Genomic DNA, 13,177 nt, shown 5'->3' on the forward strand with positions numbered 1-13,177 from the left:
ACCCCGGATGGGCCTTTGGGGCGAAGGGGGCTAAAGGACCTCCGCCAGGAGGCGGAAGGGGGCAGGGGGTTCGGGAGCCTCCCCGCCGTCCTTCCAGGCGAAGCGCAGGTCCCGCAAAGGGCCCTCCCCCACCCCCATGCCCCGGGGGAAGAGGGGGCGGAGGTCCAAAGGCTCCACTGCCTCTCCCCCGAAGGCCTCCCGAAACCGGGCCACCTCCCGCTCCGAACCAAAGTGGTAGGCGTAAAGCCACTCCCCTCCCTCTTCCTGAAGGGCGAAGAGGAAGCGGGGGGTGGGGGAGAGGTCGGGGAAGCTTCCGGAAAAGGGCCGGCGCAAAAAGGCGGAAGCCCGGCCTGGCCGCAGGCGGAAGACCACCTCCAAGGCCTCCCCCAAAAGCCCAAAACTCCCCACAAAGGGCCGCACCAGGTCGTAGCCCTGGACGTTCTTCACCACCACCCCCCCCGCCCGCACCACCCGCCCCTTGGGGGTGTGGAAGGTGAGGCCCAGGACCTCCGCGGGGAAGAAAAAGGTCTGGGCGAAGCCCCCCCGAGCCACCAGCCCTCCCACCCCCCCTGGGAGGGCCACCGGGGGGAAGGGGGGGAAAAGCCCGGTGCCCGCCAGATGCCCGTACACCTCCAAAAGCCCCGCCTCCCCGGGGACCACCAGGTACTGGTCGGCGGCGTGGAGCTCCATGGGGGTATGGTACCCCTACCGCAGGGGGGCAAGCAGAAGGGCCAGGAGGGCCAGGGCCATCCCCAGGCCCACCGCCAGGGGGAAGCTGTGGAGGAAGAGGGGGTAGAGTAGCCCCGCCAAGGTCCCCCCCAGGTAGAAGCTGGCCACGTAGGTGCCGCTCACCCCCGCCCCCCGCCGCCCGGCCGCCCCCGAGGCCAAGCTCTGGGCGGTGAAAAGGGCCGCCATCTGCAGGACGAAGCCCACCACCAAAAGGGGAGGCGGGAGGAGCAGTAGCCCAAGCCCCAGGAGGACCAGCATGAAGGCCAGGCGGAAGCTGGCCACCGCCCCCAGCCGCCTGGCCAGGAGTCCGGAGAGGGCGCTTCCCGGAATGCCGAAGAGGTAGGCCAGGTAGACCAGCCCTACCTCTGCTGGGCGGAAGCCCAGCTCCAGGAGGCGGTAGGGGAGGAGGTTGGCCAGGAAGAGGTTGAGGAAGAGGAGGATCCCCCCCACCAGGTAGAGGGGAAAGGCGGTGAGGTCGTAGCGGGGCTGGCCCAGGGCGGGAAGCCCCCTGGGCCCCCGGAGGACCAAAAGGCCCAGCAGGAGGGCGGGTAGGGAGAGGAGGCAAAGGGCCCCCCGCACCCCCACCCCCTCGGCCAGAAGCCCTGCCAGCACCCGGCCAAGCCCCCCCCCGAGGACGTTTCCCGCCATGTAGACCCCCGCCATCTCCAGGGCGCGCCGGGGAAAGAGGAGGGGCACCAGGGCGATGGCCAGGGCGGGGACCAAGGCGGCCCCCACCCCCTGGAGGAGGCGGGCAAGCGTCCAGAGGAGGAGGCTTGGGCTCAAAGCCCCCAGCACCCCGCCCACCCCCACCAGGAGGAGGCCCCCGCCCAAGAGGACCCCTGCTGGCAGGGGAAGCCTGGGCACCAGGGGGGAGAGGAGGACCAAAAGGAGGAGGGGCAGGCCCATGCCCGGGCCGGCGGCCCCCGGGGGTGCGCGGAAGAGGCCTTCCAGGAGGGGGAGGAGGGGGACCACCGCGTAGAGGGCGCTATACAGGGCCACCCCGGAGAGGACCACCGCCCAGCGCATCCCCCTTATCCTAGGCCTGTATGCCCGTGCTCCAGGTGGCCCTCCCCCTGCCCCTGCCCCCCATGAGCTACCTGCCCCCCCTGGGCCAGGAGGGGGAGGAGGCCCTGGGGCGGCGGGTGGCCGTGCCCTGGCGGGGGGAGGTGCGGGTGGGGGTGGTGGTGGGGGAAGGGGAGCGGCCGGGCCCCAGCCTGCGCCACGCCATCGCCTACCTGGACCGGAAGCCCTACCTCCGCCCCCAGGAAATCCTTTTCCTGGAGGAGGCTGCCCGCTACCTCTTCGCCCCCCTGGGCCAGGTGCTGGCCGACTTTCTCCCCCCCTTTCCCCAGCTGCGCCACCGGGTGCGCCTCTACCCAGGGGCGGACCCCAAGGTGCTCCCCCGGGGGCTGGAGGGCCTCACCCAGTGGCAGGAGGCCCGGGGCTTTGACCCCAAGCTCCTGGACCACCTGCGGGAGGCGGGGGTGCTGGAGGAGGAGGTGGCCTTCAAGGAGGCCAGGCGGGTGCTCCGGCCCCTCAAGGAGGCCCACCCGGACCCCACCCTGGACCGGGTGCTGAGGGTGCTCTGGGAGCTGGGCCAGGCGGAGAGCCTGGCCGCGTTGGCCCGGGCCGCCGGGGTGGGGGTGGCCCGGGTCAAGCGCCTCCTCCAGGAGGGCTACATCGGCTACGGGCCGCGCCAGGAGCCCCCCCGCCCGGGGAGGCCCCTGGAGCCCCTCTTCCTGCCCGAGCGCCCCGAGCGGCTGAACGGAGGGAGGCTTTGGGAGAGGCTCCGCCTCCTCAAGGGGTTGGTGGCGGGGGGAAGCCACCTGGTCCTCTTTCCCGAGGTAAGCCTGCTGGAACGCTTTCTGGAGCACTTCCCTGAGGCCAGGCCCTACCATGGGGGGCTTTCCCCGGAGGCCCGGGAGGCCCTTTTCCGGGACCCCGGGGGGCTGGTATTCGCCACTTACGGGGGGCTTCTCCTTCCCTTCACCCCTGAGGGCCTGGTGGTGGTGGAGGAGGGGAGCGAAAGCTACAAGCTTCCCTCGGGGAGCCGGGCCTTCGTGCCTCCCCTGGCGGAGCTCCGGGCCCGGCTCCTCGGCGTCCCCCTTACCTACCTCTCCCTGGTGCCCGCGGTAGAGGTGCTGGAGCGGCCCGGCCTCACCTTTCCCGTGCCCCAACCCCGGGTCCTCCTCCTGGACCTCCGGCGGGAGCGGGGCTTCCCCCTTACGGGGCGGGCCCTGGCCCTTCTCGGGCAGGTGGAGGCCAAGGGGCGCCAGGCCGTGGTCCTTTCCGCCAGGCGGGGGTATAGCGCCCTCCTCCTCTGCGCCGACTGCGGGTACAAGCCCAGCTGCCCCGAGTGCGCCCTGCCCCTCCGCTACCACAAGGAGGGCCGGGGCGTCCTCCTCTGCCACCAGTGCGGCCACCAGGAGGCCCCGCCCCTCCTCTGCCCGCAGTGCGCCTCCCCCCTCCTGGAGCCCCGGGGGCCGGGGCTGGAGTGGCTTGGGGAGGAGCTTCGCCGCCGGCTTAGCCTGCCCGTCTACCGCTACGCCAAAGATGGCAAGGACGACCTCACCCCCCTCCTCCAGGGCCAGCCCGGGGTGGTGGTGGGGACCACGGCCCTCCTCCGGGGCCCCGTCCTGCCCGAGCTGGCCCTGGTCCTCGTGCCCTATGCCGACGGCTTCCTCTTTGAGGCCGACTTCCGGGCTGCCGAGCGCTACCACCGCCTGCTTTGGGCCCTCACGGAGCTCCGGCCGGGGCGCAGGCCCCTTCTGGCCCTGCAGACCTACACCCCCGAACACCCCGTCCACCAGGCCCTCCTGGAAGGGAGCGTGGAACGCTTCCTCTGGGCGGAAAAGGCCCTGCGGGAGGCCCTGGACTACCCCCCCAAGGTGCGCATGGTGAAGCTGGAGGTGGCCCACCGCAAGGAGGAGCAGGCCCTGGAGACAGCCCATGCCCTCCTCGAGGCCCTCAGGGGGGTGGCCCGGGAAGGGGAGGTGCTGGGGCCCGCCCCCGCCCCCGTGCCCCGGGTCAAGGGGGTGTACGTGTACCACCTCCTCCTCCGGGGGAGCACGGAGCGCCTGGCCCAGCTCCTTTCCCTTTTGGACCGGCGGCGCTTCAAGCTGGATCCCGATCCCCACCGCTTCGTGGGGCTTCTGGAGGACTGATACCATGCTCCCATGGAGGCCAGGGCCTGGATAGAGGTGGACCTGGGGGCCCTGCTCCATAATCTCCGCCTGTTGAAGGAGCGGGCCAGGGGAGAGGTGATCCCCGTGCTCAAGGCCGATGCCTACGGGCATGGGGCCCTGCCCCTGGCCCGTTTTCTGGTGAGGCAGGGAGCGGGCCGCCTGGCCGTGGCCACCCTGGCCGAGGGACGGGCCCTAAGGCAGGGGGGGGTGGAGGGGGAGATCCTCCTTTTGGGAAGCCTCCATCCCCTCGAGGCCGAGGAGGCCCTGCGCCTGGGGCTTGTGCCCACCCTTTCCACCCTGGAGGCCGCCCAAGCCCTGGCCGGTCGGGCCAAGGCCCTGGGCCTCGTCCCCAGGGCCCACCTCAAGGTGGACACCGGCATGAACCGGGTGGGTTTTCCCTGGCAGGAGGCCCGGGAGGCCTTAAGGGCGGTGGAGGCCCTGGGGGTGAGGGTGGAGGGGGTCTACAGCCACCTGGCCACCGCCGGGGAGGAGGCCGGCTTCGTGGAGGTGCAGCGGCGGCGCTTTCAGGAGGTGCAAAGGGCCCTGGGGGAGGGGTACTTCTACCACCTGGAGAACTCCCATGGCCTCCTCCTCCACGGGGGGGAGAACGTGCGGGTGGGTCTTGGCCTCTACGGCCTCATCCCCGGCTTTGGCCTCAGGCCCATCCTGCGCATGCTGGCCCGGCCCACCCTGGTGAAGCGGCTTCGTCCGGGGGACCGGGTGGGGTATGGGGGGGAGTATGTGGCCCGGGGCGGGGAATGGCTTGCCACCCTCCCCGTGGGGTATGCGGACGGGCTTCCCCGCGGGGCGGTGGCCCAGGTGCGGGGCCCGGAGGGCATCCTCTGCCCGGTGGCGGGGCGGCTTTCCATGGACCAGACCATGGTCCTCCTGCCGCGGCCGGTGGACCTTCAGGCCACGTTTGAGGTCCTCTCTCCCGACTTTGGCCCCACAGGCCTCCTGGCCTGGGCCCAGGCCCGGGGCACCATCCCCTACGAGGTGGCCGTCCACCTCTCCCGGAGGCTTCCCCGCCGCTACCTGCTGGAAGGGGAGGTCCTGGAGGAGGTAAGCTAGCCCCCATGCAGGCGGTGCGGCTTTTCCAGGGCTACCTCTGGCACCCCAAGGAGGCCGCCCTGGACCCAAGGGCCTTCCTGCCCCAGGCGGTTCAGGGAGCCCGGCTTCTCCTGGACGAGGTGCCCCCTCCCGTGCCCCACTTTGAGGACGGCACCCCCACCGCCAGCCAGCGCTTTTACCAGCTCACCCTTTTGGTCCTCACCGAAGAGCCCCTCGAGGCCCTCAAGCCCCAGGCGGAGGCGGTAGCCGAGGCCCTTCAGGCCCTTCTCCAGGACCTGCCCCCCGGGGTGGGCTGGCTTCTTCTGGAAGACCTCCGCCCCCTCTAGCGCCGGCGGAGCAGGAAGGCGAGGAAGAGGGAGACCCCGCCCAGGGCAAAGGCCCAGAGGCTTTCCCTGCGCAGGGTGAAGCCCTTGGGCCGGAGGGGCTTTAGCACCCCCTTCTGGTAGGCCTCCACCTGGTCTAGGGGATTGGGGGCGAGGAGGTCCACCACCGGGGGGCTTCCCGGGGGAGCCCCCAGGGTCCAGGGGCTCCCCTCGGGGCTCGTGGGGCGCAGGTAGTCCGGGGCAAAGGGGTCAAAGAGGCCTACGACCCCGTAGATCCCGTAGGGCCCGGGGGGAAGGCCCGTGTCCAGGACCACCCACTCCCCCTCCCGCCAGGCGGGAACCGGAGCCCTTTCCCCTTGGGGGGTGCGCCTCTCCCCCCCGAAGCCCGTGAGGCGGTAGGCCGCCTCCCAGCCCTGGCCGGAGGGGGTCCTGAGGCCAGGGAGGAGCTCCTCCTCCCCCCCTTCCCCCGTGTCCAGCCACAGGGCCACCGTGGCCAGGCTGAAGCCCAAGGGGCCCTCCAGGGGATTGGGGTAGCGGGCCAGGCGCACCCGGAGCACCAGGCGCCCCTCCCGCTCCACCCCCTCCAGGGCCAGGAGATCCGCATACCCCTCCCCTGCCTCCCGGAAGAGGGCCGCCTGGGGGTAGAGGTGGGCCAGGCCCTTGTCGTCTCCCAGGGGGTCTTGGAAGAGGAAAAGCACGCCCACCTTTATACCAGCCCCAGAAGGGCCCGCACCAGCTTCTTCGGGTCGTGCTGCGCCAAGGGGCCTTCCTCCCGGAAGTCCCCCGTCAGCACCCGCACCCCATCCAGGGCGAAGGGCCGGGGGTCAAAGGCCACGGGGTGGCGCCCCTCCTGGGCGTAGCGGGCCAGGACCTCCTCCGGGATGGGGGCCGTGTGCACCAGCACGATCTCGGGCCGGCGCCCCAGGTGGTAGGCCACGGCCTTGTAGTGGTCGTAGGCGGTATAGCCCTCGGTCTCCCCCGGCTCGGTCATCAGGTTCACCACGTAGACCAGGGGGGCCTTGGCCCGGGCCAGGGCCTCCCGCAGGGGCCCGGGCAGGAAGCTGGGGATGACGCTGGTGTAGAGGCTTCCTGGTCCCAGGACCAGAAGCTCCGCCCGGCGCAGGGCCTCCAGGGCCTCGGGCATCACCTCCTGGGCCTCGGGTTCCAGGAGGATCTCCCGTATCCGCCCCCCCTGCTTGCGGATGGCCACCTCCCCCACCACCTCCTGCCCGTCTAGGAAGCGGGCCTTGAGGCGCACCGCCTCGGGGGTAGCGGGGAGGACCTGGCCCCTTAGGTTCAGGATGGCGTTGGCCTGGCGCACCGCCTCAGCGAAGTCCCCCGAGGCCTGGTTCAGGGTGACCAGGAAGAGGTTGCCGAAGGTGTGGCCCAAAAGCTCCCCCCGGTCAAAGCGGTAGGCCAGGAGCCCGGGCAGGGCGGGGTGGTCGGAGAGGGCGGAGAGGCAGTCCACCAGGTCCCCCACCGCCGGCAGGCCGTAGGAGAGCCTTAAGCGCCCGGTGGAGCCCCCGTCATCCGTGACGGCCACGATGGCCGTGGTGTTGGCGGTGTGCTCCTTGAGGCCCCTTAGCACCCGGGAAAGCCCCGTACCCCCCCCGAAGGCCACGATGTGGGGGCCAAGCTCCAGCCGCCGGCGCACGTAGACCCTCTCGGGCACCTCCTCGGGGGCGGTGAAGGCGGAGAGCATGCTGCGGTTCATGGCCAAAACGCCAAGGACCGCAAGGGCACCCCCCAGGAGGAGGAGAAGGGGCCAGGCGGCCCCAAGGCCCAGAGGGGGGAGGGCCTCGGCCAGGCCCAGGCCGAAGAGGAAAAGCCCCAGGAGGGCCAGGAGGGCAAAGCGCTTCACCCGCATTCCCGGGTAGAGCCAGCGCAGGGAGGAGGGGTAGAGGAGCCTAGGCTTCCTTCTCCACATCCCGGTGGCTCACCTCCACGCGGAAACGCCCGGAAAGCTCCTCGGCCAGCCTTTCCGCCACGGCCACGCTCCGGTGCCGCCCCCCGGTGCACCCCACGGCCACGGTGTAGAAGGCCCGGCCTTCCTGCCTGGCCCCCTCCGCCGCCAGCCCCGCCACCGCCAGGAGGGCGCGGTAGTAGGGTTCCTGGGCCTCCTGGAAGACGTAGGCCCTCACCTCGGGGTCCAGCCCGGTCTTGGGGCGTAGCCCGGGGTCGTAGTGGGGGTTGGGCAGGGGGCGCACGTCCAGGACCAGGTCGGCCTCCTGCGGGGGGCCCCACTTGAAGCCGAAGGAGATGAGGCGCACCACGAAGCCCGCCTCCTCCCCCAGGAAGCGCACCAGGGCCTCCTTCAGGGCCCGGGGGGTGAGCTCGGAGGTGTCCAGGATCAGGTGGGCCCGGGCGCGCAGGGGGCCCAGGGCCTTGCGCTCCTCCCCGATCTCCCGCATCAGGTTGCCCGCCCCCAGGGGGTGGAGGCGGCGGGTGAGGTTGTAGCGGCGCAGGAGCACCTCGGGGCGGGCCTCGAGGTAGAGCACCGTGGGCTTGAGTTCCTCCAGGACCTCCTCCAGCCCCTCGAGGAAGGCCAGGGCCCGGGCGTCCAGGACCACCCCGGCCCGCGCCACCCCCCGGGGGGAAAGCTCCTCCAGGAGGGGTTTCCAAAGCCCTGGGGGCAGGTTGTCCACCATGAAGTAGCCCAGGTCCTCCAAAAAGCCCCTGGCCGTGGTCTTTCCCGCTCCTGAAAGCCCGGTGAGCACCAGAAAGCGCATCCTACCTGACTATACCCGCCGCCGCAGCCAGAGGTTGAAGAGGGCCATCCCAAAAAGCCCCGGGAGCCCCACCACCCCCACCAGGAGGTCGTGGGTGCGCTCCACCAGGAGGAGGGAGAGCCCGGCCAGCGCGTTCAGGGTACCGTGGAGGAGGGCGGCCGCCAGCACCGAGCCTCCCCGCTCCCGCACCCAGAGAAGGGCTGGGGTGAGGAGGAGGGTGAAGAGGATCATCATGGGCACCCCCAGGAGGGGCTCCCTGGGGTAGTTGTGGCCGGCCAAGACCAGGGGGGCGTGCCAAAGGCCCCAGTAAAAGCCCATCTCCAGGCTGGCCGGCCAGAAGCCGCGCTCCCGCAGGCGCTCCCATAGGTAGCCCCGCCAAAAGAGTTCCTCCCCCAAGGCGGCCAAGAGGTTCACCGTGGCCCCGGCCGAAAGGGCGGAGAGGAGGACGAGGAGGAGCAAAAGGGGTTCGGGCAAGGCGGCGGCCTCCGGCGGAAGCCCCTGGTAAAGGTCAAGAAGCCCCCGCCAGGGGGCAAAGGGGAGGCTTAGGGGCACCGAGAGGAGGGTGAGGATCACGGGAAAGAGCCAGGCGAAAAGCCAGAAACGGTTGGGCCTCAGGGATAGGCCAAGCGATACCCCTTCCCGGCGGGCAAAGTAGAGGGCCACCAGGCCGGGAATCCACATGTAGAGGAGGCCAAAGAGGGTTGCCTGGGGCGCGGCCTCCAGGCCTCCGCCCAGGAGGTAGAAGAGAAGATAGGCCCCCCAGGAAAGGCCAAAGGTCCAGTAGATGGCCTTCACGCTTCCTCCTTCCAGCGCAAGAGGGGCTTGGGGTCTTCCGGGTTCAGGAGAAGCCCTTCCCCACTTTTTAGCACCAGGAGCACCCCCTCCCCCCGCCGGGCCCCCACGTAGACCTCCACCGGTTTTCCCCCTAGCCGCCACCGCCGCCGGTGGTAGCCGGGCATGGCGCTCTCCCCCCGGCGGGTCCACCAGGGGAGGGCGTAGGCTATAGGCCGCACCTCGGCCACCTGGGAGCGGTGCACCAGGCGCTTGCCGAAGGGGAAGTGGACCGTGAGGGTGGGGCCCTGGAGCTCGTAGTAAAGCTCCTGGGGGAGGCGGGAGAGCCAGAGGAAGAGGCCTATGAGGATGGGGAGCTCCAGGAGGGCCAGGGCCAGGAGGAGGGGAAGGGCCTCTGGGGTTTCCCAAGCCAGGAGGAGCATCCCTCCTGCCGTGGCCAGGAGGGTAAGGGCCAGGAGGCCCAGGAAGAAGGGCCTAGGGTTCCCGTCCCTCCTCGGGGCTAGCCTCATCCTTCCACCTCCCCGCCCGCTTGGCGGCCTCCTTCAGGAGGTATTCAATCTGGGCGTTGACGCTTCGGAGCTCGTCCTGGGCCCACCGCTCCAGGACCCGGTAGAGCCTGGGGTCCAGCCGCAAGAGGAGCCGCTTCTTCTCCTCCCTCACCGCTTGCCCTTAGGTGTAAAGGGTGCCCACGTTCACCACCGGCTGGGCCTGGGCCTCGGAGACCAGGGCCACCATGAGGTTGTTCACCATGGCCGCCCTTCGCTCCTCGTCCAGGGCGATGCCTTCCGCCTCGAGGCCCAAAAGGGCCTCCTTCACCATTCCCACCGCCGCCTCCACGATGAGCCTGCGGGCCGCCACCACCGCCAGGGCCTGCTGGCGGCGGAGCATGGCCTGGGCCACCTCGGGGGCGTAGGCCAGGTGGGTGAGCCGGGCCTCCAGCACCTCCACCCCGGCCACCTTGAGCCGCTCCTGCACCTCGGCCTTCAGTTCCTCGGCGATCTCCTCGGGGTTGCCCCGTAGGGACTTGCCCTCGGCGTCGTAGGGGTAGCGGCTGGCCAGGGCCCGGATGGCCGCTTCCGACTGGATGGCCACAAAGGTCTGGTGGTTTTCCACCTGGAAAAGCGCCTGGGCCGTGTCCACCACCCGCCAGACCACCACGGCGGCGATCTCAATGGGATTGCCCTGGGCGTCGTTCACCTTGAGGCGGTCGGAAGTGAAGTTGTGCACCCTCAAGGAGACCCGCCGGCGCAGGGCCAGGGGGTTGGCGTAGTGAAAGCCCTCCTCCCGCACGCTCCCCACGTACCGGCCGAAGAAGACCAGGGCCACGGCCTCGTTGGGCTGCACGGTGAAGAGGCCGCCCGCCAGAAGCCCCAGGGCCAGGAGGCTTCCCAGAAGGTGCCAGAGGTAAAAGACCTCTCGTTCCCGTATTCCCCCGTACACCGCCCAGCCCAGCCAGAGGAGGGCCAGGAGCAAAAGCCCCAGGGCCAGAAATCCACTCGTCCGCCACGCCGAAAACTCCCTTATCTCGCGCATACTGGCCTCCTCAGTTCCGGAAGACCACCTCTTCCCGGGCGAAGACCCGCACGGCAAAGACCAGGGCCAAAAGGGCGTAGACCAGGGTGGAGCCCCAGGTGAGCCCGGTCTGCCAGGGGGTGGCGCTTCCCTTCAGCAGGGCGTCCATGAGCAGGGCCACGTTGAAGAGGGGCAGCAGGTGGTGCCAGTCCTGCACCGTCATCAGCCCCCGGAACTGCAGGAAGATGAGGGGCAAAATGGCCAGGAGCATGAGGGGGCTCATGTAGCTCTGGGCCTCCTTGAAGCTGCGGGCGTAAAGCCCCACGCTCACCATCACCGCCCCCATGAGGAGGGCCAGGAGGAAGGCCGAGACCAGCAGGGCCAGAAAGCTTCCCGCATCCAAGGCCACCTGTCCCCCCAGCTCCAGGGTTTGGCCGGTCTCCGTGAGGAGGCCCGCCCCCGTGCGGGCGGCCCACGCCCCCCCCAGGGCCAGGCCGAGGAGCCCCGCCACCCCCGAGAGGAGGGCCATGGCCACCGCGGCCAGGGTCTTGCCCAGGGCCAGGTGGAGGAGGGGTACGGGGGCCATGAGGAGGGCCTCGAGGGTGCCCTTCTCCTTCTCCCCCGCGGTGGCGTCCACCGCCACCACCTGCCCCCCCGAGAGGATGAAGGTGATGAGGAAGAAGGGGAGGAGGAAGCCCAAAATCCCCCCGGCCTTCTCCCGCTCGGGGGAGGCATCCAGGAGCTCCACCTGGAAGGGGGTGAGCACCTCCTTGGGCACCTGGCGCCGGGCAAGCTCCTCCGCCACCTTGCGCATCCTTAGGGCCTCCAGGGCCTCCCGCACCTTGCCCGCCGCCACCTGGCCCTCGGAGATCCCCCCTGCAAGCCGGGCGTAGATGCGGTAGCGCCCCTCTTCGTAAAGGACCCCCACGGGGAACTCCCCTTTCCGCACGGCCTCCTGGGGGTCGGGGCTCGGCTTGGGGGCCAGCTTGGCCTCCTCCAGGGCCTTCAGGGCCTCCTCCGGCAGGCCGGCCACCGCCACCTCCTGGGTTTTGGCCGCCGCCCCCTGGAGTAGCCTCCCCATGAGCAGGCTGGGCCCGAACATGAAGACCGGCATCAGGAGCACCGGGAGCACCAGGGTGGAGAAGATGAGCTTGCGGTCGCGGAAGACCTGCAGGAGTTCTTTCCAGAAAACCCGGTAGACGTCCTTCATGCCACCTCCCGCACCTTCTGCACGAAGGCCCGCTCCAGGCTGCCCCCGCCCATGGCCAGGGCCTCGGCCTTGGTGCCCTCATAGACCAGCCTTCCCTGGTGCAAAAACCCCACCCGGTCCGCCAGCTCCTCGGCCTCGCTCATCACGTGGGTGGAGTAGAGGATGGTGTGGCCCAGGTCCCGGTAGGCCTTCACGAAGTCCAGAAGGGCCCGCCGGGCGAAGATGTCCAGGCCGGAGGTGGCCTCGTCCAGGAGGAGCACCGGGGGGCGGTGGAGGATGGCCCGGGCGATGACCACCTTTTGCCGCATGCCCGTGGACATCTCCATCACCTGTTTTTCCAGGGTCTCCTCCATGTCCAAAAGGGCCACCACCCAGTCCAGGGCCTCCCGGAAGGCCCGGCCCTCGAGGCGGTAAAACCCGGCGAAGAAGGCCAGCACCTCCCGCCCCGTGAGCCGGTCGTAGACCCGCATCCCCCCGTTCACCAGGCCCAGGCGGCGGCGCACCTCCAGGGGTTCTCGCCCCACGTCAAACCCCGCCACCCGGGCCTCCCCTCGGGTGGGCCGCACCAGGGTGGCCAGCATCCGCAAGGTGGTGGTCTTGCCCGCCCCGTTGGGGCCCAGGAGGGCGTAGACCTCCCCGGGACCCACGGTGAAGGTAAGGTCCTGCACCGCCAGATGGTGCCTGTAGGCTTTGGTCAGGCCTGCGGCTTCAATCATATATCTTAATGATATCACACCCTGCCCGGGCGGTCAAGGCCATAATGGAAGCTGGATGAAGGCCATGACCTTCTGGGTCAAGCCCCAGAGCTCCATCGAGGCCCTGCCGGAGGCCCACGACCTGGTGCAGGACCTCCTGGAGCTTTTCTACGAGTACTTTCCCGAATACGAGGGCTGCCTGGGCTTCTCCCAGTCCCCCCGGCGCCCCCGCTACCTCTTCCTCTACATGGAAGGTCCCTGCGGGGGGCTTTTGCCCACCGCGGCCCTCTTCCTCAAGGACCTCCTGGAAACCGCCTTTCCCGGGGCCGAGGTGCGGGTGTACGGCAAGCCCTGGCCCTAGGCCTCTAGCGCCGCTTCTTGACCAGCCACTCCTCTTCCCGCACCCCCTCCCGGGTGTTCACCACCCGGGCCAGGACGAAGAGGAGGTCGGAAAGCCGGTTCAGGTAGCGGAGGGTTTCTGGGTTCACCGGCTCCTCCCGGCTTAAGGCCACCACCTTGCGCTCGGCCCGGCGCACCACCGTGCGGGCCAGGTGCAGGGCGGCTGCCGCCGGGTGCCCCCCGGGGAGGATGAAGCCCCGGAAGGGAGGGCTTTCCCCCATGTAGCGGTCAATGAGCCCCTCCAGGTGCTCCACGTCCTCCGCGTCCATGCGGGCGATGTTCTTCTCGTAGGGGCTACCCATGCGGGTGGCCAGGTCGGCCCCCAGGTCAAAGAGGGCATTCTGGATGCGCTCCAGGAGATCGTGGAGGTCCAGGTGCTCCTTGGGCAGGAGGCTCCGGGCCAGGCCGATGGCGGAGTTGGCCTCGTCCACGGTGCCGTAGGCCTCCACCCGGGGGTGGGCCTTCACCACCCGTTCGGCCCCGTAGAGGCCGGTTTCCCCTGCGTCCCCGGTCTTGGTGTAAATCTTCATGG

General features: G+C 70.3%; 16 protein-coding genes. 4 read left to right on the forward strand and 12 right to left on the reverse strand.

The features are described 5' to 3' along the window. Positions 1-30: 30 nt before the first annotated feature. Together B128_RS0108770 and B128_RS0108775 are read right to left on the reverse strand one after the other, a co-directional pair. Positions 31-690 carry a DUF5639 domain-containing protein gene (locus tag B128_RS0108770; RefSeq protein WP_018111900.1) on the reverse strand — a complete coding sequence of 220 codons (660 nt, stop codon included), beginning with the start codon at positions 688-690 and terminating at the stop codon, positions 31-33. A gap of 15 nt (positions 691-705) precedes the next feature. Beyond that, positions 706-1,755 (reverse strand): MFS transporter, encoded by a 1,050-nt coding sequence (locus B128_RS0108775; RefSeq protein WP_018111901.1) that lies wholly within the window; start codon positions 1,753-1,755, stop codon positions 706-708. A 20-nt stretch (positions 1,756-1,775) separates the two neighbouring features. Between B128_RS0108775 and B128_RS0108780 the strand changes: the two genes are divergently transcribed. Genes B128_RS0108780 through B128_RS0108790 form a run of 3 tightly spaced genes read left to right on the forward strand, consistent with a single transcriptional unit; the run spans position 1,776 to position 5,311 of the window. Beyond that, entirely contained in the window at positions 1,776-3,893 is a 2,118-nt protein-coding gene (locus B128_RS0108780; protein ID WP_026175145.1) for a primosomal protein N' family DNA-binding protein, read from the forward strand. Positions 3,894-3,905: 12 nt separating this feature from the next. Next, the gene (gene alr / locus B128_RS0108785; RefSeq protein WP_018111903.1) at positions 3,906-4,985 is read left to right on the forward strand and encodes an alanine racemase; all 1,080 of its coding nucleotides are present in this window, start codon (positions 3,906-3,908) and stop codon (positions 4,983-4,985) included. Between the two features lie 5 nt (positions 4,986-4,990). Then, entirely contained in the window at positions 4,991-5,311 is a 321-nt protein-coding gene (locus tag B128_RS0108790) for a DUF3208 domain-containing protein (protein WP_018111904.1), read from the forward strand. On the opposite strand, the gene B128_RS0108795 is transcribed toward B128_RS0108790, so the two are convergent. Genes B128_RS0108795 through B128_RS0108835 form a run of 9 tightly spaced genes read right to left on the reverse strand, consistent with a single transcriptional unit; the run spans position 5,308 to position 12,267 of the window. Further along, positions 5,308-6,006: a glucodextranase DOMON-like domain-containing protein gene (locus B128_RS0108795; RefSeq protein WP_018111905.1), complete on the reverse strand. Its 699-nt coding sequence runs from the start codon at positions 6,004-6,006 to the stop codon at positions 5,308-5,310. The genes B128_RS0108790 and B128_RS0108795 overlap by 4 nt on opposite strands. 8 nt (positions 6,007-6,014) lie before the next feature. Further along, a complete protein-coding gene (locus B128_RS0108800) occupies positions 6,015-7,235 on the reverse strand; it encodes a gluconeogenesis factor YvcK family protein (RefSeq protein ID WP_018111906.1) in 1,221 nt (406 codons plus the stop codon). Continuing rightward, positions 7,216-8,037 (reverse strand): RNase adapter RapZ, encoded by an 822-nt coding sequence (gene rapZ, locus B128_RS0108805; RefSeq protein WP_018111907.1) that lies wholly within the window; start codon positions 8,035-8,037, stop codon positions 7,216-7,218. The genes B128_RS0108800 and rapZ overlap by 20 nt, the downstream gene beginning before the upstream one ends. 9 nt (positions 8,038-8,046) lie before the next feature. Then, positions 8,047-8,832, reverse strand: a complete 786-nt coding sequence (locus tag B128_RS0108810) for a CPBP family intramembrane glutamic endopeptidase (RefSeq protein WP_018111908.1) — start codon at positions 8,830-8,832, stop codon at positions 8,047-8,049. Then, complete coding sequence (locus tag B128_RS0108815) at positions 8,829-9,338, reverse strand: hypothetical protein (RefSeq protein ID WP_018111909.1); 510 nt, start codon at positions 9,336-9,338, stop codon at positions 8,829-8,831. The genes B128_RS0108810 and B128_RS0108815 overlap by 4 nt, the downstream gene beginning before the upstream one ends. Further along, positions 9,304-9,489 carry a type II toxin-antitoxin system antitoxin gene (locus tag B128_RS0108820; protein ID WP_018111910.1) on the reverse strand — a complete coding sequence of 62 codons (186 nt, stop codon included), beginning with the start codon at positions 9,487-9,489 and terminating at the stop codon, positions 9,304-9,306. Before B128_RS0108820 ends, B128_RS0108815 begins: the two co-directional genes overlap by 35 nt. 9 nt (positions 9,490-9,498) lie before the next feature. Continuing rightward, positions 9,499-10,362: an SPFH domain-containing protein gene (locus tag B128_RS0108825; RefSeq protein WP_018111911.1), complete on the reverse strand. Its 864-nt coding sequence runs from the start codon at positions 10,360-10,362 to the stop codon at positions 9,499-9,501. 10 nt (positions 10,363-10,372) lie between these two features. Next, positions 10,373-11,551: an ABC transporter permease gene (locus tag B128_RS0108830; RefSeq protein WP_018111912.1), complete on the reverse strand. Its 1,179-nt coding sequence runs from the start codon at positions 11,549-11,551 to the stop codon at positions 10,373-10,375. Further along, complete coding sequence (locus B128_RS0108835; RefSeq protein WP_018111913.1) at positions 11,548-12,267, reverse strand: ATP-binding cassette domain-containing protein; 720 nt, start codon at positions 12,265-12,267, stop codon at positions 11,548-11,550. The genes B128_RS0108830 and B128_RS0108835 overlap by 4 nt, the downstream gene beginning before the upstream one ends. Positions 12,268-12,322: 55 nt before the next feature. Between B128_RS0108835 and B128_RS0108840 the strand changes: the two genes are divergently transcribed. Next, positions 12,323-12,607 carry a hypothetical protein gene (locus tag B128_RS0108840; protein WP_018111914.1) on the forward strand — a complete coding sequence of 95 codons (285 nt, stop codon included), beginning with the start codon at positions 12,323-12,325 and terminating at the stop codon, positions 12,605-12,607. Between the two features lie 4 nt (positions 12,608-12,611). On the opposite strand, the gene B128_RS0108845 is transcribed toward B128_RS0108840, so the two are convergent. Continuing rightward, positions 12,612-13,175, reverse strand: a complete 564-nt coding sequence (locus B128_RS0108845; RefSeq protein WP_018111915.1) for a cob(I)yrinic acid a,c-diamide adenosyltransferase — start codon at positions 13,173-13,175, stop codon at positions 12,612-12,614. Positions 13,176-13,177: the final 2 nt, after the last annotated feature.

This window comes from Thermus igniterrae ATCC 700962 (assembly GCF_000376265.1).
GTDB classification, from domain to species: domain Bacteria; phylum Deinococcota; class Deinococci; order Deinococcales; family Thermaceae; genus Thermus; species Thermus igniterrae.

Coding starts and splice junctions, on each gene's coding strand:
- B128_RS0108770 (WP_018111900.1), bottom strand. CDS start 690: ATGGAGCTCCACGCCGCCGACCAGTACCTGGTGGTCCCCGGGGAGGCG.
- B128_RS0108775 (WP_018111901.1), bottom strand. CDS start 1,755: ATGCGCTGGGCGGTGGTCCTCTCCGGGGTGGCCCTGTATAGCGCCCTC.
- B128_RS0108780 (WP_026175145.1), top strand. CDS start 1,776: ATGCCCGTGCTCCAGGTGGCCCTCCCCCTGCCCCTGCCCCCCATGAGC.
- alr (WP_018111903.1), top strand. CDS start 3,906: ATGGAGGCCAGGGCCTGGATAGAGGTGGACCTGGGGGCCCTGCTCCAT.
- B128_RS0108790 (WP_018111904.1), top strand. CDS start 4,991: ATGCAGGCGGTGCGGCTTTTCCAGGGCTACCTCTGGCACCCCAAGGAG.
- B128_RS0108800 (WP_018111906.1), bottom strand. CDS start 7,235: ATGTGGAGAAGGAAGCCTAGGCTCCTCTACCCCTCCTCCCTGCGCTGG.
- rapZ (WP_018111907.1), bottom strand. CDS start 8,037: ATGCGCTTTCTGGTGCTCACCGGGCTTTCAGGAGCGGGAAAGACCACG.
- B128_RS0108815 (WP_018111909.1), bottom strand. CDS start 9,338: ATGAGGCTAGCCCCGAGGAGGGACGGGAACCCTAGGCCCTTCTTCCTG.
- B128_RS0108825 (WP_018111911.1), bottom strand. CDS start 10,362: ATGCGCGAGATAAGGGAGTTTTCGGCGTGGCGGACGAGTGGATTTCTG.
- B128_RS0108830 (WP_018111912.1), bottom strand. CDS start 11,551: ATGAAGGACGTCTACCGGGTTTTCTGGAAAGAACTCCTGCAGGTCTTC.
- B128_RS0108835 (WP_018111913.1), bottom strand. CDS start 12,267: ATGATTGAAGCCGCAGGCCTGACCAAAGCCTACAGGCACCATCTGGCG.
- B128_RS0108840 (WP_018111914.1), top strand. CDS start 12,323: ATGAAGGCCATGACCTTCTGGGTCAAGCCCCAGAGCTCCATCGAGGCC.
- B128_RS0108845 (WP_018111915.1), bottom strand. CDS start 13,175: ATGAAGATTTACACCAAGACCGGGGACGCAGGGGAAACCGGCCTCTAC.